This is a genomic window from Microbacterium terricola, from assembly GCF_027943945.1.
Lineage (GTDB): Bacteria > Actinomycetota > Actinomycetes > Actinomycetales > Microbacteriaceae > Microbacterium > Microbacterium terricola.
Map to the genome: position 1 here is coordinate 3,023,615 of NZ_AP027141.1, position 15,251 is coordinate 3,038,865.

The following is a 15,251-nucleotide window of genomic DNA, read 5'->3' on the forward strand; positions in this document are numbered from 1 at the left end:
CCTTCTCAGCCGCGCGCCTTCGACATGAGGTCGGCGCGCGGGTTCTCCTTGGGCTCCAGCTCGTGGAAGCGCTGCAGCGCCTCACGTGCCTGATCGTCCAGATGCGACGGCACCGCGACCTGCACCTCGGCGAGGAGGTCTCCGGTGCCCTTGCTCGTCTCGACTCCTCGGCCCTTCACGCGCAGGACGCGGCCCGAGGGCGTGCCCGGGGCGACACGCAGCTTCACGGGGTCGCCTCCGAGCGTCGGCACCTCGATGGTCGCGCCGAGAGCGGCTTCCGTGAAAGTGACCGGCACCGTCACGCGGAGGTTCAGTCCGTCGCGCGTGAAGACGGGATGCGGTCGCACCGTCACCGAGACGACGATGTCGCCCTGCTCGCCGCCGTCCGGCGACGGGCGCCCACGCCCGCGCAGACGGATCTTCTGCCCGTCCGAGACGCCGGCGGGGATCTTGATCTTGAACGGCACGCCGTCCTCGCCCTGCAGCGTGATCGTGTCGCCCTTGGTGGCCGTGACGAAGTCGATCGTCGTGCGCGCGGTGACATCCGCGCCGCGCTGCGGGCCGCCGTAGCCGCGGTAGCCGCCGGTCGGCTGCCCGAACCGGCCGCTGCCGAAGTTTCCGCCCTGCTGCTGGTTGAACATGGAGAAGATGTCGTCGAAGTCCTGCGGGCTCTGGCGTGCGCCGCGGCCCTGGCCGAACATGCTGAAGACGTCCTCGAAGCCGCCGGCGCCCTGGCCGCCCGCCGTGAAGCGGGCGCCCGATCCCATCGCGCGGATCTGGTCGTACTCGGTGCGCTGCTCCTTGTCGGAGAGCACCGAGTACGCCTCGCTGATCTCCTTGAACTTCGCCTCCGCAGCCGCATCCCCCGGATTGGAATCCGGGTGATACTTGCGCGCGAGCTTGCGGTACGCCTTCTTCAGGTCGGCGTCCGAGACGTTCTTCGCGACACCGAGCGTCGTATAGAAGTCCTTGTCGAACCAGTCCTGGCTGGCCATGCTCCTCCTCAGTCCCCTCAGTCCGCCGGGACGGCCACGACGACCTTCGCCGGTCGCAGCTCGACGGCGCCGAGGCGGTAGCCCACCTCGACGACCTCGAGGACGGTCGGCTCGGTCACGCCCGGTGTGGGGGCCTGGAAGATGGCCTCGTGCTGCTGCGGGTCGAACGCCTCTCCGGCCTCGCCGTACGACACCACGCCGAGGCGGTCGGCGACGGCGCGCACCTTGTCGGCGATCGCCGCGAACGGCGTGCCCTGCTCGAGGTCGCCGTGCTTGTCCGCGCGGTCGAGATCGTCGAGCACCGGAAGCAGGCCTTTGACGACCTCGCCCTGCGCGCGCTCCTTCTCCAGCTCGCGCTGGTCCTCGGTGCGGCGACGGTAGTTGGCATATTCGGCCTGCAGTCGCTTGAGGTCGTTGAGCAGGGCCGACTCGAGGTCGGCCAGCACAGCATCCTCCGCTGCAGCATCCACGTTCTGGGACGTGCCCAGGATGTCGTCGACGGTGAGCTCCTCCTCCTGCGACTCAGGGTCGGAAGCCTGCGCTTCCGACCCCTCGTCACCGGGAAGGACCTCGTCGCCGTCGTCCGGCTGGAAGTCCTTGTTCATCAGTCCTTCTTCTCATCCTCGTCGTCGACGACCTCTGCGTCGATGACATCCTCGTCGGATGCCGGCTGCGCGTCGCCCTCCGGGGCCTGCCCAGCGGCGTCCCCGTCGGCCGCGGCGGCCTGGCTCGACGCGTAGATCGCCTCGCCCAGCTTGCCCTGGCTCTGGTTCAGCTTCTCGAACGCGGCCTTGACCGCGTCGTCGTCATCGCCGGCCAGCGCCGTCTTCAGCGCGTCGACGTCGCCCTGGACCTCGGACTTGACGTCCTCGGGCAGCTTGTCGTCGTTGTCCTTGATGAGCTTCTCGATCGAGTACGAGAGGGTCTCCGCCTGGTTGCGCACCTCGGCGGCCTCACGGCGCTTCTTGTCCTCCGCGGCGTTCTCCTCCGCCTCGCGGACCATGCGCTCGATGTCCTCCTTGGGCAGCGACGAGCCGCCCGTGATGGTCATCGACTGCTCCTTGCCGGTGCCCTTGTCCTTCGCGGACACGTGCACGATGCCGTTCGCGTCGATGTCGAAGGTGACCTCGACCTGCGGGATGCCGCGCGGCGCCGGCGCGATGCCGGTGAGCTCGAACGTGCCCAGCGGCTTGTTGTCGCGGGTGAACTCGCGCTCGCCCTGGAAGACCTGGATCGCGACCGACGGCTGGTTGTCGTCGGCGGTCGTGAAGGTCTCGCTGCGCTTGGTCGGGATGGCCGTGTTGCGCTCGATGAGCTTGGTCATGATGCCGCCCTTGGTCTCGATGCCGAGGCTCAGAGGGGTGACGTCGATGAGCAGAACGTCCTTGCGCTCGCCCTTGAGGACACCGGCCTGGAGGGCGGCGCCCACGGCGACGACCTCATCCGGGTTCACGCCCTTGTTGGCGTCCTTGCCGGTCTCCTGCTTGACGAGCTCGGCGACCGCAGGCATGCGGGTCGAGCCGCCGACGAGGACGACGTGGTCGATGTCGGCGACCTTGATGCCGGCCTCGCGGATGACGTCCTGGAACGGCTTCTTGGTCCGGTCGAGCAGGTCCTTGGTGAGGTCCTCGAACTTGGCACGCGTGATCGTCTCGCTCAGCGACACGGGGCCCGACTCGGTCAGCGACAGGTACGGCAGGTTGACGCTGGTCGATGCGGAGCTGGAGAGCTCCTTCTTCGCCTGCTCCGCGGCCTCCTTGAGGCGCTGCAGCGCGATCTTGTCGCCCGAGACGTCGACGCCGGTGGTGTCCTTGAACTGCTTGATCAGGTAGTCGACGACCCGCTGGTCCCAGTCGTCGCCGCCGAGGCGGTTGTCGCCCGCGGTCGAGCGCACCTGGATGGTCGAGAAGTCGTCGTCCTTGCCCACCTCGAGCAGCGAGACGTCGAACGTGCCGCCACCGAGGTCGAAGACGAGGATGAGCTCGTCCTCCTTGCCCTTGTCGAGTCCGTACGCCAGCGCGGCCGCGGTGGGCTCGTTGATGATGCGCAGGACGTTGAGGCCCGCGATCTCGCCGGCCTCCTTGGTGGCCTGGCGCTCGGCGTCGTTGAAGTAGGCGGGGACGGTGACGACAGCATCCGTCACCGTGTCACCGAGGTACTGCTCGGCGTCGTGCTTGAGCTTCGCGAGGATGCGCGCCGAGATCTCCTGCGGCGTGTACTTCTTGCCCTCGACGTCGAACTTCCAGTCGGTGCCCATGTGGCGCTTGACGGATGCGACGGTGCGGTCGACGTTGGTGACGGCCTGGCGCTTGGCCGTCTCTCCGACGAGCACCTCGCCGTCCTTGGTGTACGCGACCACCGACGGGGTGGTGCGGAAGCCTTCGGCGTTCGCGATGACCTTGGGCTCGCCGCCCTCGAGGACGCTCACGACGGAGTTCGTCGTACCCAGGTCGATTCCCACAGCACGTGCCATGTTGTTCTCCTTCTCGTGGATCAGTCTGCTCGCGGTCCACCCGACGGGTTGAGCCGCGATGACTCAACGTTAGCGCGGTCATTTCCGAGTGTCAAACGAAGTTGAGTCGACTCATATCAACTTCGCAGGATGCTGCGACCACAGCCGTCAGAGCGAGTGCGCCAGCGTCTGCAGCGCGACGACCGCGAGGCCCAGGGCCACGAGCACGACGAGCACCAGCAGCTGCTTCCACCACTGCAGCCGGGAGCGGCGGACGGCGAACCATCCGATCACGCCCAGGGTGACGATGTAGACGATCGTGCCCGCCCGCAGCGCCCCCACCAGCCCGATGACGTCGAGCCAGGCGAGGAGGAGCAGCACGGCGGGGGTGATCACGGTGCTCAGCGCGCCCCCGGCGATCCGCAGCAGGATCGCCATGTCCACCCTGGTCGGGAACTCCTGATGCACCGCGAGGTGCGAGATGACGTCCGAGACGAAGCCGGCGAGCGTGATGCCGAGCACGCCGAGGAGCAGCGCGAGGAAGGCGTGCCGTGCGTCGTGGTCGTCGTCCGCGGAGACGACGAGCACGATCGCGAGCCCCGTGAAGGTCGCGTAGACGCGCTCTTTGAAGTACATGACGAACGCGTCCTCGTGGCCGTCGAGCGCTTCCAGATGCTCGCGGGTCCGGGCGGTGCGCCCGCGCGGCCGGCCGGCTCCTGGGCGTGTCCGGTCGGTCATGTCGTCTCCGTCCTGCCGGTCCGAGGATAGCCTGAGCGTGCGCCGCGACGCCGCGGCACCGCATCCCGCCACCGCTGTACATCGAAGGGCCCCACTATGACGGACGTGACGGAGGTCCCTCGCAAGCAGGTCGTCTCGTGGGCGGTGTGGGACTGGGCGACGCAGCCGTTCAACTCCGTCATCCTCACGTTCGTGTGGGTGTCGCTCTACCTGGTCTCCGACAGCTTCCTGCCGGCCGACGTCGCCGCTCAGAACGCCGACGACAGCCTCGTCTGCTCCCGCGCCGCGGACGCCGCGAGCGCGTACTGCCAGGGGCTGTCCGATCTGACCGAGTGGTACGGCTGGATCACCTTCGCCGCCGGCATCCTCGTGCTCCTGCTCGCGCCGGTACTCGGCCAGCGCGCGGACGCGTCGGGCAGCAAGAAGCGCTGGGTGATGGGCGCCACCATCGCGCTCGCGCTCGCCCAGTTCGCCCTCTTCTTCGTCCTGGCCGACCCGCAGTACTTCTGGTACGGCGCGATCGTCGTCGCGCTCGGGTCGGTCGCCTCCGAGATCGCCGGGGTCAACTACAACGCGATGCTGCTCGAGGTGTCGACTCCGCGCACCATCGGCCGCGTCAGCGGTCTCGGCTGGGGACTCGGGTACATCGGCGGCATCCTCGCACTCGTCATCGTCGTGGTGCTGAACCAGCTCGACTGGTTCGGCCTCGATGTGTCGGACGGACTCGCCTACCGGCTCATCGCCGTCGGCGCGGCCGTGTGGACGATCGTGTTCGCGCTGCCCTTCTTCCTGAACGTGCCGGAGGCCCCTGCACGCCTCGATCGGCCGCGGGTCGGCTTCTTCGAGAGCTACGTGGTGCTCGTCAAGGACATCAAGGGCCTGTTCGACCACCACCGCGCGACGTTCTGGTTCCTGATCGCGAGCGCCGTCTACCGCGACGGGCTCGCGGGCGTCTTCGCGTTCGGCGGGGTGCTCGCCGCCGTCTCGTTCGGCTTCTCCCCGAACGAGGTCATCATCTTCGGCATCGCGCTCAACCTCGTCGCGGGCATCTCGACGATCATCGCGGGCCGCCTCGACGACCGCTTCGGGGCGCGGGCGGTGATCGTGACCGCGCTGACCGTGCTGATCGTCAGCGCGCTGTTCGTGTTCGTGTTCCGCGAGGAGGGCAAGACGATCTTCTGGATCGGCGGCATCGTCCTCTCCGCCGCGGTCGGCCCGGCGCAGGCGTCGAGTCGGGCGCTGCTGACCCGCGTCGCCCCCGACAACATGCAGGGCGAGGTGTTCGGCCTGTACGCCACGACCGGCCGCGTGATGAGCTTCCTCTCGCCGCTGCTGTGGGCGCTGTTCATCGGATGGTTCGGCGCCACCCACTTCGGCATCCTCGGGCTCGTGATCATCCTCGCGCTCGGGCTCGGGATGCTGCTGCTCGTGAAGCTGCCCCCGCACCAGCAGCTGCGCGACGGCACGGCCTCGGCCACCGCCTCGCAGGTCTGACGAGGAGCCGGCTCAGCCCTGCGGCTCGCGCCGCATCGTCACGTGCGGGATGTCGTCCTCGACGAACGGCTGACCGGTGACGACGAACCCGAACCGCGCGTACCAGGACGCGAGGTGCTCCTGGGCGTCCAGGACGATCGGATGCCGTGGCCACCGCTCGTCGGCCCGCGAGACGGCGCGGGTCATCAGCTCGGCCGCGATGCCCCTGCCCCGCGCGGACGGCACGGTCGCGACGCGACCGATGCGCGCAGCATCCGGTCCTCGATCGTGCAGCAGACGGAGCGTCGCGAGCACGTCGGCACCCTGCGTCGCCCAGAACAGCTCGGTGTCGCGTTCGATGTCGCGACCGTCGAGCTCGGGATATGCGGCCGTCTGCTCGACCACGAAGACGCGGACGCGCAGCCACAGGAGCCGGTAGAGGGTCTCCGGCTCGATGTCGCGGACTGCCGCGCGGTGGTACTGGACGGTCACAGCACCCAGGCTACGTGACCGCGCGGTACCGGTGCGGTACCGATCCTCTCGCGGCGGCGCGCGGAGGGGTGTTAGGTGTGAGATCCATCCCGCCTGTCACCGAAGGGACACCGCCATGCCTGCACGGATCCTGATCTCCGCCGCGGTCGCCGCGCTCGCTCTCGCGTCGGCATTCGTCCTCGCCGCCCCGGCCGCGTCGGACGTCGCGACCGACCCGCCGGGGGATCACTCCAGGGTCGACGGCGACAGCACACCCGATGCCGCGTCACCCCAGGATGTGGCGAGCGGTGGTCACACCACCAGCTTCGTCCCGATCGCCCCGTGCCGACTGGTGGACACGGCGAACGCGACGGCGGGAAACCTGAAGAGCGACGCCCGTCGCGACTTCCGCGTGTCCGGCACCGCCGGGTTCAGCGCGCAGGGCGGCAAATCGACGGGATGCGGCATCCCCGCGTCCGCGACGGCGATCACGGCCAGCGTCACCGCGACCAAGGTCACCACGAGCGGAAGCCTCGGCGTGTGGGCTCGTGGGACAGCGGCGCCGAACACGACGGCCCTCCTCGTCACGAAGGGCTCGGCGAGCCTCGACAGCCAGACCGTGGCGGTCACCGCCAGCGGGATCTCCGTGCAGCCGCGCGGCGCTCGCATGCGGCTCGTCATCGACGCCACCGGGTACTACGAGCCGGCGATCTACGGCGTGTTCGGCGCGGAGGGCAACGCGTATGCCTCGTCGCGGCTCTCTCTTTACAGCGCCGGAGGCTCAGGGGACTACACGCTGCTCGCAGACAGCAACATCAGTTCGTGTGCGGTCCTGGTCTCCTCGTGGGGCGGATACCAGGGGTCGGGCTACGGATCCGGGACCTTCGCCTACGTGACCATCACCAGCCAGACCGGCGCCCCCGTCAACGCCTACTTCCAGGCGAGCATCGTCTGCTGAGCGGTGGCACCGTGCTGCGATCAGCGATCGGGCCAGGCCGCCGCCAGCTTCGTCAGCAGACGCGCGAGCTCGGCCCGCTCGTCATCGGAGAAGCCGGCGAGCGCGGATTCGACGGCGTCGCGGCGCTGTCCGCGGAAGCCGCGGACGATCTGCCCACCCTCGACGGTGAGCACGATGCGGGTGCGGCGCGCATCGTCTGGGTCCGCCTCGCGACGCACCAGCGCCATGTCGACGCACTGCTGGACGAGCCGTGACGCACGGGGCTGATCGACGCCGATCGCCTCGGCCAGCTCGCTGACCGACAGCGGCGCGGAGGCGGCGGCCAGCGTCTCGAGCAGACGCAGCCGCGCCGGGCCGGCGAAGCGCACGTGCGGGCCGGCGCCGTGGCCCGGATGGTGGTGCGGGCCCCCGTGGAAGCCGCCGTGGGGACCGCCGTGGCCATGACCGTCGTGACCGGCGCCGTCCATCCACGGTGGCCGTGGTCCGCGTCGCCCCCGCAGCTGGGAGAGCGCGGCGACGATGGCGTCAGCATCCGAATCGGTCATGAAGCGATTTTACATGTGACTTGACATGTTTCTTAAGCGCATGTCACACTACATATACATGCACTACGACATGGAACCACGCGACGCCAGGCGTCGCCCCGAAAGGACCTCGAACATGAACACCTCTGAAAACGACACACTCCCGACCGACCGCCGTCCGCTCGGCTTCTGGCTGCGCACGGTCGACGCCCTCCTCACCGAGGAGTTCGCGAAGGCGTTCGCCGACGCCGACCTCACCCGCCGCGACTGGATGCTTCTCAACATCGTCTCCGGCGATGTCGACGCCCCCCGCCGCGGTCCGCGCGGCCCGGAAGGCGCTCCCCGCAAGGGCAAGGGCGCACGCCGAGCACGCCTCGCCGAGCGCGGCTGGATCGCGCAGTCCGACGACGGCACCTGGTCGCTGACCGACGACGGGCGCGCCGCCAAGGAGCAGCTCGACGAGATCGTGGGCGGCATCCGCGCACGGGTCGCCGGCGCCGTCTCCCCCGAGGACTTCGCCACCACCCTCGCCTCGCTCGAGGCCATCGCCCGCGAGCTCGGCTGGAACGAGGAGTCCCCGGTCGGCCGCCGCGGCTTCGGCCGTGGACGCGGCTTCGGCCCCGGTCGCGGTTTCCGCCACGGCTTCGGGCACGGCCACGGCTTCGGCCCTGACGCGGAGTTCGGCCACGGCCACGGGTTCGGCCCGGACGCCGACCACGGCCACGGCCACGGGCACGGCTTCGGTCCGCGCCACGGTGCCGGCCACGGCCACCCGCACCCGCACCACGCCGAGCAGGCGTACGAGCGCGGCTTCGACGCCGGGTTCGCCCGTGGGCAGGCCTCCCCGGCCGCCTGAGCCACAGCATCCGCTCTCCGCGACAAACCACTTCCGGTTCGAGACGCCCCGCCCCGCGCGGTGTCTCGCCCGAGAAGTGGTTTCTCGCGTCTGGGGGCTTGGCATGCACCACACCCACGCCGCTCGCCTGTCGCAAAGTGCTCCGAAACGCGCAGATTGCGACAGGTGAAGTCACGGCGAGGCGGCGTCGGAGAGCGGATGCTGCGCCCCGCCCGCCCGGCTACCTCCGGGTCTGCTCCGACCCCGACAGGCGCTGCGCCAGGTAGATCGGCACGATCGACACCACCACCAGCACCACGGCGATCACCGAGACGACCGGCGCTTGGTTCGGCCGGAACATGTTGTTGAGGATGAAGATCGGCAGCGTCGTCACGCCCGAACCCGCGGTGAACGTGGTGACGATGATCTCGTCGAAGCTCAACGCGAACGCGAGCAGCGCTCCGGCGAGCAGCGCGGAGCGCAGCTGCGGGAAGGTCACCAGCCGGAAGGTCGTCCAGACGCCGGCACCCAGGTCGGCCGAGGCCTCCTCGAGGTTCGTGCCGGTGCGGCGCAGGCGCGCGATGACGTTGTTGAACACGGTCACGATGCAGAAGGTGGCGTGGGCGATGACCACCGTCCAGATCGAGAGCGGCACGCCCATGATCGTGCGGAAGAAGTTGTTCAGCGCGATGCCCGTGATGATGCCGGGCAGCGCGATCGGCAGGATCACCAGGAGCGACACCGCGTCCCGCCCGAAGAACTCGAAGCGCTGCAGCGCGATCGAGATGAGCGTTCCGAGCACGAGCGCGATGATCGTGGAGATGATCGCGACGAACACGCTCGTCGTGACCGCGTCGCGGGCCCCCTGACTTTCGAACGCCTTGCCCCACCACTCGAGCGTGAAGCCGGGCGGCGGCCAGGTGAGCGACGTCGACGTCGAGAACGAGTTCACCAGCACCACGAACAGGGGCACGTAGACGGCGATCAGGATCACCGCCGTCACGATCGCGAGCGTCGTCCGCGAGAGCTTTCCGAGTCGCATGCCGTCCTACAGGTTGTTCAGGGCGCCGGTGCGGCGCACGAGGGCGAGGTAGCCGAAGATGATCACGATCGGGATGAGGGCGATCGCGGCCGCGAGGGGCAGGTTGTTCGCGGCGCCGACGTTCGTGTAGACGAGGTTGCCGAGCATCTGGTTGGCCCCGCCGACGATGTTGACCGTGATGTAGTCGCCGAGCGAGAGCGAGAAGCTGAAGATCGTGCCGGCGATGATCGCGGGGAACGCCAGCGGCAGCACGACGCTGCCGACGGTGCGCCAGGTCTTGCCGCCGAGGTCCGCAGAGGCCTCCAGCAGCGAGTCGGGCACCCGCTCGAGCCCGGCGTAGATCGGCAGGATCACGTAGGGCAGCCACAGGTACGAGAGCGTGATGATCGTCGCGGTCAGGCCGTAGCCCGGGGTGTGCAGGCCGAGCGGGGCCAGCATCCATTCCAGGATCCCCTCCTGCGACAGCACAGAGCGCCACGCGTACGCCTTCACGAGATAGCTCGCCCACAGCGGCATGAGCACCGCGATCACGAGGAACCGCTGCATGCGGGGCGACGCGACCTTGGCCATGTAGAAGGCGATCGGCAGCGCGAGCGCGACGTCGATGATCGTCACCGCGATGGCGACGCCCAGCGTGCGCAGCGTGACGGTCTGGTACAGCGCCCCGGTGACGACGGTGATGATGTTGTCGAGCGTCCAGTCGGTGACGATCTCGCCGGTGAAGCTGTCGACTCGCCAGAAGGCGGTGATCAGCAGGAGCACCAGCGCCACGATGTAGACGACCACGAGCCAGAACAGGGGCGCGGTCAGCAGCAGGGCCAGTCGCGTGCGCGGGTGCGTCGACAGGAACGCCGAGGCGCGCCGGGCCGGCGTCGCCGGGGGCGGAGGGACGCGGATGCTGCGCGTGTCCGTCAGTGGTGGGGTGCTCATCGTGCTCCTCGGGGAAGCCGGGGGCGGCGGTGTGCGCCGCCCCCGGCGTGGGCGTCAGCCCTTGATCTCGGCCCAGGCCTCGGTCCACTGCGCATAGTCGACGCACTCGACGTCGGTGCGACCGTCGACGCAGTCGGCGATCGGCGTGGTCCAGTACCAGATCTGCGACGCGTAGTCGGCGTCACCGGCGTGGTACGCCTCGCAGTCGTCGCGGTAGTCGCACGCCTCCTGGCTCGAGGGCGCTTCACCGAAGTACGCGGTGGCCTGCGCGTTCGCCTCCGGGCTGGCGATCCAGTCGAGCCACGCGTAGGCGCAGTTCGGGTTCTCGGCCTGCGAGGCGATCATCCAGGTGTCCGACCATCCGGTCGCGCCCTCTTCGGGCAGCACGACGTCGGTGGCGGCGCCTTCACCCTCGAGCACGTTCTCGATGACCTGCCACGTGGTGCCGGCGACCGAGTCGCCGGTCTCGAACGCCTGGATCTCCTTCAGGTAGTCCGACCAGTACTCGCCGACGTGCGGACGCTGCGCCTTCAGCAGGTCCACGGCCGCGGCGAACTGCGTCTCGTCGAGCGCGTAGGGGTTCTCGATGCCGAGGTCGGGCTGGTGCGCCATCAGGTACACCGCCGCATCCGCGATGTAGATCGGCGAGTCGTACGCGGTGATCTTGCCCGAGTACTCGCTCGCACCGTCGAACACGATGTCCCACGAGGTCGGGGCGGGGCTCACCTCATCCGTGTTGAACAGGAGCAGGTTGGCGCCGTAGCCGTGCGGAACGCCGTACGACTGGCCGTCGACCGAGTTCCACTCCTTGTCCTTGAGGAAGTCGAAGACGCCCTCGTAGTTCGGGATGAGGTCGGTGTTGACCGGGGCGACGTCGCCGGCGGCGATCAGGCGCAGCGTGGCGTCGCCGGAGGCGGCCACCACGTCGTAGTCGCCGGTCTTCATGAGGCTGACGGCCTCGTCGGACGTGCCGTACGACTTGCTGGTCACCTGGCAGCCGGTCTTGTCTTCGAACGCGCTGACCCAGTCGACGGCCGGGTCGTTGCTGCCGTCCTCGACGTAGCCGGGCCACGCCAGGATCGACACCTGGCCCTCGTAGTCGCCGAGCTCGGTCTGCTCCTCGGCGCCCTCCGAGCTTCCCGATGACGTGCCGCAGCCGGCCAGGATGGCGATCGAGCCGATCACCATCGCGGCGACAGCGGCGGTGCGGACTCCGCGTGTCGTGAACATGTGTGCTTCCTCTCGGGTGTCTTGCTGTGGTGGTGCTCCGGGGCGGATGCCCGCGGGTCTCTCGCTCGGCTAGGCGCCGGGCGGAAGGAGGGCGACGACGTCGTCGTCGTGCCAGCTCACGTGGACGCGGTCGCCGCGGTCCTGCCCGCCGGCGCGCGATCGGTCGTTGCGTTCGAGCACGGTGACCCGAAGTCCCGCATCCAGATCGACGACGCGACGGATGCCGCTGCCGACGTAGATCGACTCCACGACCGTCCCGGGGGCGCTGCGCACATGCTCGGCCGCGCTCGGCTCGGTCGACAGTCGCAGCCGCTCGGGGCGGATGGAGTGCTCGCCCTGCCGGCCGATGAGGGTGGCGGAGCGCTCGGCGTCGAAGAGGTTGGATGTGCCCACGAAGTCGGCGACGAACCGCGAGGCCGGCCGCTCGTAGAGGTCTTCCGGGGTCCCGAGCTGCTCGATGCGACCGTCGTGGAACACGGCGATGCGGTCCGACAGGGTGAGGGCCTCTTCCTGGTCGTGGGTCACGAAGATGAACGTGATGCCGAGCTCGCGCTGGATCTGCTTGAGCTCGACCTGCATCTGCTCGCGCAGCTTCAGGTCGAGCGCGCCGAGCGGCTCGTCGAGGAGCAGGACCTTGGGCTCGACGACGGTGGCCCTGGCGAGCGCGACGCGCTGTCGCTGCCCGCCGGACAGCTGGGAGGGCCTGCGTGCGGCCAGCGCCTCGAGCCGGACGCCGGCGAGCGCCTTCATCGCGCGGTCCCGGCGCTCCTTGCGGCCGATCCCCCGCACCCGCAGTCCGTACGCGACGTTGTCGAGCACGCTCATGTGCGGGAAGAGCGCGTAGTCCTGGAAGACCGTGTTGACGTCGCGGTCGAACGGAGCCTTCGCGGTGACGTCCTGACCGAACAGCTCGATGCGCCCCTCGGTGGGCTGCTCGAACCCGGCGATCAGACGCAGCACGGTGGTCTTGCCCGACCCGGAGGGGCCGAGCATCGAGAAGAACTCCCCCGCCGCGATCTCGAGGTCGACGTGGTCGACCGCGGTGACGGATCCGAACTCCTTGGTGAGCCCGGTCAGCCGGATGGCTGGATGCTGATCGGTCATGGACGATCCCCTTCGACGTCGGTGCAACTAAATCATATGGATCCAGATGTCAAAAGGGTGCCCATCGTGTTACGGTCGTGTCACGACCGGCCGGGGTCCCCCCGCCGGACACACGCCGGGCCCCTCGGGGCCGCTGCCGGGGGAGCCGCATGCCGCACGCGACGGGTCGCGTCGACGCAGCGCACGCCGTCGTCTTCGCCCCGCTCGAAGACCTCGGCAGGGCCGAGCTCGTGCAGCAGCGCCTCACCGACGCGATCGTCAGCGGCGTGCTCCGCGACGGCGAGCGCCTCCCCAGCGAGTCGGAGCTGTCACGCAGCCTGGGCGTCGCGGTCGTCACAGCCCGCGAGGCGCTCGAGGGCATGCGGGATCAGGGACTCGTGCGCACGCGCCGCGGCCGCGACGGCGGGAGCTTCGTCACGTACGACCGGGACGCCGCATCCCGCCTCCTCGAGTCCCGCCTGCGCGGACACAGCCGGATCGAGCTGCGCGACCTGTCGCTGATGGTGCGCGCCATCGCTGGCACGGCCGCCGAGATCGCCGCCGACCGGGCCAGCGACGACGACATCGAGAGCCTCGTCGCGATCGACGAGCAGGCGGATCTGTCCACGGCCGGCGGCGCCCGGCGCGCGGTCAGCCGCTTCCAGCTCGAGATCGCCGCGATCAGCCAGTCTCCGCGTCTCGTGCACGAGGAGATCCGGATGCAGAGCGAAGCCGGACCACTGCTCTGGCTGTGCCTGCGCGACCAGGAGTACCGTGACCGCAGTGCGCTCGCCCGAGCGGAGGTGATCGCCGCGGTCCGCGCCGTCGATCCTGCGGGGGCGCGGGCGGCGACGGTGGCCCACCTCACGTCCGCGTTCGGCTGGCTGATCGACCAGCGGGCACGCCTCGAGGCGGACGACCAAAGCATTCGACGAGAGGAGGCAGGCCGATGACCGCCGTCACGACCCGCACGCCGACCGAGATCGCCGACCGCGTCGCCGACACCTTCGATGCGCTGTTCGCCACCATCGACGGATGGCGCGATCTGCTCGAGGGCCGCCTCGCAGCGCTCGACACGCTGACCGCAGAGTCCGTCGACGGCCTGGTCGAGGAGTTCGCCGTCCCGGCACTCCACCGCGACGCGCTCATCACGGGGGCCGGCTTCGTCGCGACTCCCGGCACCCTGGACGACGCCGAGTGGCACCTCGCCTGGTGGCTGGGCGGTCAGGGCGCACTGCGGCGCCTCGCGACCATCGACGATCCTGCGCACGAGCAGTTCCGCGACTACACGGCACTGGAGTGGTGGCGCATCCCCGCCCGCACCGGTGCGCGGCACCTGACCGGACCCTACGTCGACTACGTCTGCACCGACGACTACGCCGTGACGATCACGACCCCGGTGCGGGTGGCCGGCGCGATGGTCGGCGTCGTCGGCACCGATGCGCTCGTCGACCGCCTCGAGCGTGAGCTGCTGCCGGTGCTGCGGTCGGGCCGCGGCGAAGCGACCATCGTGAACGCGGGCGGCCGCGTCGTCACCTCGACCGACGCGCACCTGGAACCCGGCGCGATCCTCCGCCGAGCCGGCCTGCCCGAGGCGCTCGCCGCGCTCCGCGCCGGCGCCGACTCGGCCGGGCTGCCCGACGGCGGGACAGCCCTCGCCTGCGGCGACAGCTCGCTGGTCCTGCTCATCGCCGCCTGAGGTGCGGCGTCGGGGAGAATGAGCGGATGCTGCCGCCCGCCCTCCTCGCGATCTCGCACGGCACCGGCTCCCCCGCGGGCCAGGCTGCCGTCGCCTCGCTGGTCGACGCCGTCGCAGCCCGGCTCGCCGGAGTCGACGTGCGCCTCGGGCATGTCGACGTGCAGCAGCCCGACATCGCGTCGAGCCTCGCCGCCCTCCCCGGCCGGGGGGTCGTGCTCGTGCCGCTGCTGCTCTCCGCCGGGTACCACGTGCACGTCGACCTCGCCGAGGCCGCCGGCGGCCGCGACGACGTCACGGTGACCCCCGCTCTCGGCCCCGATCCCCGCCTCGCCGTCGTGCTCGCCGACCGGCTCGCCGCACTCGGCACGGACGCAGACGCCGACGCCGCGGTCGTGCTCGCCGTCGCCGGGTCCAGCGACGAGCGCGCCAACGACGACTGCCGCGCCGTGTCCGCCCTCCTCGCCGACCGGATCGGTCGGCCCGTGACCGTGGGCTTCCTCGCTGCGGCGCAGCCGAGCCTGAATGAGGCCGTCGCGGCGGCCGCAGCATCCGGTCCCGTCGTCGTCGCGACGTACCTGCTCGCGCCCGGCTACTTCCACGACCTGGCCGTCACGCGTTCTGCACCGCACCCGGTGGCCCGGCCGCTGCTCGACGACGCCCCTCCGGCTGACGAGCTCGTCGACCTGGTCGTGGCCCGCTACCGCGCCGCTGCGACGTCAAGTTCGTGACGCCATGTGTCGCTGGTTAACGGCCCCGCGAAACACAGCGACGCCCATCCGGTAGGACGCCTAGCCTCGCGTAGAGCAGATCCGCCACGTCTG

At 70.0% G+C, this 15,251-nt stretch carries 16 protein-coding genes; 6 read left to right on the top strand and 10 right to left on the bottom strand.

Features of this window, described 5'->3' with window-relative positions; all coding sequences use genetic code 11:
- Nucleotides 1–5: 5 nt before the first annotated feature.
- The 4 genes from Microterr_RS14395 to Microterr_RS14410 all read right to left on the bottom strand — a co-directional run bounded on the left by Microterr_RS14395 (nt 6) and on the right by Microterr_RS14410 (nt 4,185).
- Nucleotides 6–995, bottom strand: coding sequence for a DnaJ C-terminal domain-containing protein (locus Microterr_RS14395; protein ID WP_263797148.1), 990 nt, complete (start codon nt 993–995; stop codon nt 6–8).
- Between the two features lie 17 nt (nt 996–1,012).
- A complete protein-coding gene (locus Microterr_RS14400; RefSeq protein WP_263798875.1) occupies nt 1,013–1,603 on the bottom strand; it encodes a nucleotide exchange factor GrpE in 591 nt (196 codons plus the stop codon).
- Nucleotides 1,600–3,468, bottom strand: a complete 1,869-nt coding sequence (gene dnaK / locus Microterr_RS14405; protein ID WP_263797147.1) for a molecular chaperone DnaK — start codon at nt 3,466–3,468, stop codon at nt 1,600–1,602. The genes Microterr_RS14400 and dnaK overlap by 4 nt, the downstream gene beginning before the upstream one ends.
- A 147-nt stretch (nt 3,469–3,615) precedes the next feature.
- Nucleotides 3,616–4,185, bottom strand: coding sequence for a hypothetical protein (locus Microterr_RS14410; protein ID WP_263797146.1), 570 nt, complete (start codon nt 4,183–4,185; stop codon nt 3,616–3,618).
- A 96-nt stretch (nt 4,186–4,281) separates the two neighbouring features.
- Between Microterr_RS14410 and Microterr_RS14415 the strand changes: the two genes are divergently transcribed.
- The gene (locus tag Microterr_RS14415; RefSeq protein WP_263797145.1) at nt 4,282–5,679 is read left to right on the top strand and encodes an MFS transporter; all 1,398 of its coding nucleotides are present in this window, start codon (nt 4,282–4,284) and stop codon (nt 5,677–5,679) included.
- A gap of 12 nt (nt 5,680–5,691) precedes the next feature.
- Here the strand turns inward: Microterr_RS14415 and Microterr_RS14420 are convergent, their stop codons facing one another.
- A complete protein-coding gene (locus Microterr_RS14420; RefSeq protein WP_263797144.1) occupies nt 5,692–6,150 on the bottom strand; it encodes a GNAT family N-acetyltransferase in 459 nt (152 codons plus the stop codon).
- A gap of 115 nt (nt 6,151–6,265) precedes the next feature.
- Here Microterr_RS14420 and Microterr_RS14425 point away from each other — a divergent pair, with 115 nt between their 5' ends.
- Nucleotides 6,266–7,087, top strand: coding sequence for a hypothetical protein (locus tag Microterr_RS14425; RefSeq protein ID WP_263797143.1), 822 nt, complete (start codon nt 6,266–6,268; stop codon nt 7,085–7,087).
- Between the two features lie 20 nt (nt 7,088–7,107).
- On the opposite strand, the gene Microterr_RS14430 is transcribed toward Microterr_RS14425, so the two are convergent.
- A complete protein-coding gene (locus Microterr_RS14430) occupies nt 7,108–7,632 on the bottom strand; it encodes a MarR family winged helix-turn-helix transcriptional regulator (protein ID WP_263797141.1) in 525 nt (174 codons plus the stop codon).
- A gap of 115 nt (nt 7,633–7,747) precedes the next feature.
- Between Microterr_RS14430 and Microterr_RS14435 the strand changes: the two genes are divergently transcribed.
- The gene (locus Microterr_RS14435; RefSeq protein ID WP_263797139.1) at nt 7,748–8,467 is read left to right on the top strand and encodes a MarR family winged helix-turn-helix transcriptional regulator; all 720 of its coding nucleotides are present in this window, start codon (nt 7,748–7,750) and stop codon (nt 8,465–8,467) included.
- 220 nt (nt 8,468–8,687) lie between these two features.
- On the opposite strand, the gene Microterr_RS14440 is transcribed toward Microterr_RS14435, so the two are convergent.
- The 4 genes from Microterr_RS14440 to Microterr_RS14455 all read right to left on the bottom strand — a co-directional run bounded on the left by Microterr_RS14440 (nt 8,688) and on the right by Microterr_RS14455 (nt 12,752).
- Nucleotides 8,688–9,488, bottom strand: a complete 801-nt coding sequence (locus Microterr_RS14440; protein ID WP_263797138.1) for an ABC transporter permease — start codon at nt 9,486–9,488, stop codon at nt 8,688–8,690.
- A 6-nt stretch (nt 9,489–9,494) separates the two neighbouring features.
- Complete coding sequence (locus Microterr_RS14445) at nt 9,495–10,418, bottom strand: ABC transporter permease (protein WP_263797136.1); 924 nt, start codon at nt 10,416–10,418, stop codon at nt 9,495–9,497.
- A gap of 54 nt (nt 10,419–10,472) precedes the next feature.
- The gene (locus Microterr_RS14450) at nt 10,473–11,648 is read right to left on the bottom strand and encodes an ABC transporter substrate-binding protein (RefSeq protein ID WP_263797135.1); all 1,176 of its coding nucleotides are present in this window, start codon (nt 11,646–11,648) and stop codon (nt 10,473–10,475) included.
- A gap of 69 nt (nt 11,649–11,717) precedes the next feature.
- Nucleotides 11,718–12,752, bottom strand: coding sequence for an ABC transporter ATP-binding protein (locus tag Microterr_RS14455; RefSeq protein WP_263797134.1), 1,035 nt, complete (start codon nt 12,750–12,752; stop codon nt 11,718–11,720).
- A gap of 149 nt (nt 12,753–12,901) precedes the next feature.
- On the opposite strand from Microterr_RS14455, the gene Microterr_RS14460 reads away from it, so the two are divergent.
- The 3 genes from Microterr_RS14460 to Microterr_RS14470 are packed head-to-tail and all read left to right on the top strand — an operon-like array spanning nt 12,902 to nt 15,158.
- Nucleotides 12,902–13,684, top strand: coding sequence for a FadR/GntR family transcriptional regulator (locus Microterr_RS14460; RefSeq protein ID WP_263797132.1), 783 nt, complete (start codon nt 12,902–12,904; stop codon nt 13,682–13,684).
- Nucleotides 13,681–14,430: a cache domain-containing protein gene (locus Microterr_RS14465; RefSeq protein ID WP_263797131.1), complete on the top strand. Its 750-nt coding sequence runs from the start codon at nt 13,681–13,683 to the stop codon at nt 14,428–14,430. Before Microterr_RS14460 ends, Microterr_RS14465 begins: the two co-directional genes overlap by 4 nt.
- A gap of 26 nt (nt 14,431–14,456) precedes the next feature.
- Complete coding sequence (locus Microterr_RS14470; RefSeq protein ID WP_263797130.1) at nt 14,457–15,158, top strand: sirohydrochlorin chelatase; 702 nt, start codon at nt 14,457–14,459, stop codon at nt 15,156–15,158.
- Nucleotides 15,159–15,251 lie beyond the last annotated feature (93 nt).

What these genes read in the sequence shown, in the direction of transcription:
- Microterr_RS14395 (WP_263797148.1), bottom strand. Translation starts at nt 995, where the DNA reads ATGGCCAGCCAGGACTGGTTCGACAAGGACTTCTATACGACGCTCGGT.
- dnaK (WP_263797147.1), bottom strand. Translation starts at nt 3,468, where the DNA reads ATGGCACGTGCTGTGGGAATCGACCTGGGTACGACGAACTCCGTCGTG.
- Microterr_RS14410 (WP_263797146.1), bottom strand. Translation starts at nt 4,185, where the DNA reads ATGACCGACCGGACACGCCCAGGAGCCGGCCGGCCGCGCGGGCGCACC.
- Microterr_RS14415 (WP_263797145.1), top strand. Translation starts at nt 4,282, where the DNA reads ATGACGGACGTGACGGAGGTCCCTCGCAAGCAGGTCGTCTCGTGGGCG.
- Microterr_RS14425 (WP_263797143.1), top strand. Translation starts at nt 6,266, where the DNA reads ATGCCTGCACGGATCCTGATCTCCGCCGCGGTCGCCGCGCTCGCTCTC.
- Microterr_RS14430 (WP_263797141.1), bottom strand. Translation starts at nt 7,632, where the DNA reads ATGACCGATTCGGATGCTGACGCCATCGTCGCCGCGCTCTCCCAGCTG.
- Microterr_RS14435 (WP_263797139.1), top strand. Translation starts at nt 7,748, where the DNA reads ATGAACACCTCTGAAAACGACACACTCCCGACCGACCGCCGTCCGCTC.
- Microterr_RS14440 (WP_263797138.1), bottom strand. Translation starts at nt 9,488, where the DNA reads ATGCGACTCGGAAAGCTCTCGCGGACGACGCTCGCGATCGTGACGGCG.
- Microterr_RS14445 (WP_263797136.1), bottom strand. Translation starts at nt 10,418, where the DNA reads ATGAGCACCCCACCACTGACGGACACGCGCAGCATCCGCGTCCCTCCG.
- Microterr_RS14450 (WP_263797135.1), bottom strand. Translation starts at nt 11,648, where the DNA reads ATGTTCACGACACGCGGAGTCCGCACCGCCGCTGTCGCCGCGATGGTG.
- Microterr_RS14455 (WP_263797134.1), bottom strand. Translation starts at nt 12,752, where the DNA reads ATGACCGATCAGCATCCAGCCATCCGGCTGACCGGGCTCACCAAGGAG.
- Microterr_RS14460 (WP_263797132.1), top strand. Translation starts at nt 12,902, where the DNA reads ATGCCGCACGCGACGGGTCGCGTCGACGCAGCGCACGCCGTCGTCTTC.
- Microterr_RS14465 (WP_263797131.1), top strand. Translation starts at nt 13,681, where the DNA reads ATGACCGCCGTCACGACCCGCACGCCGACCGAGATCGCCGACCGCGTC.
- Microterr_RS14470 (WP_263797130.1), top strand. Translation starts at nt 14,457, where the DNA reads ATGCTGCCGCCCGCCCTCCTCGCGATCTCGCACGGCACCGGCTCCCCC.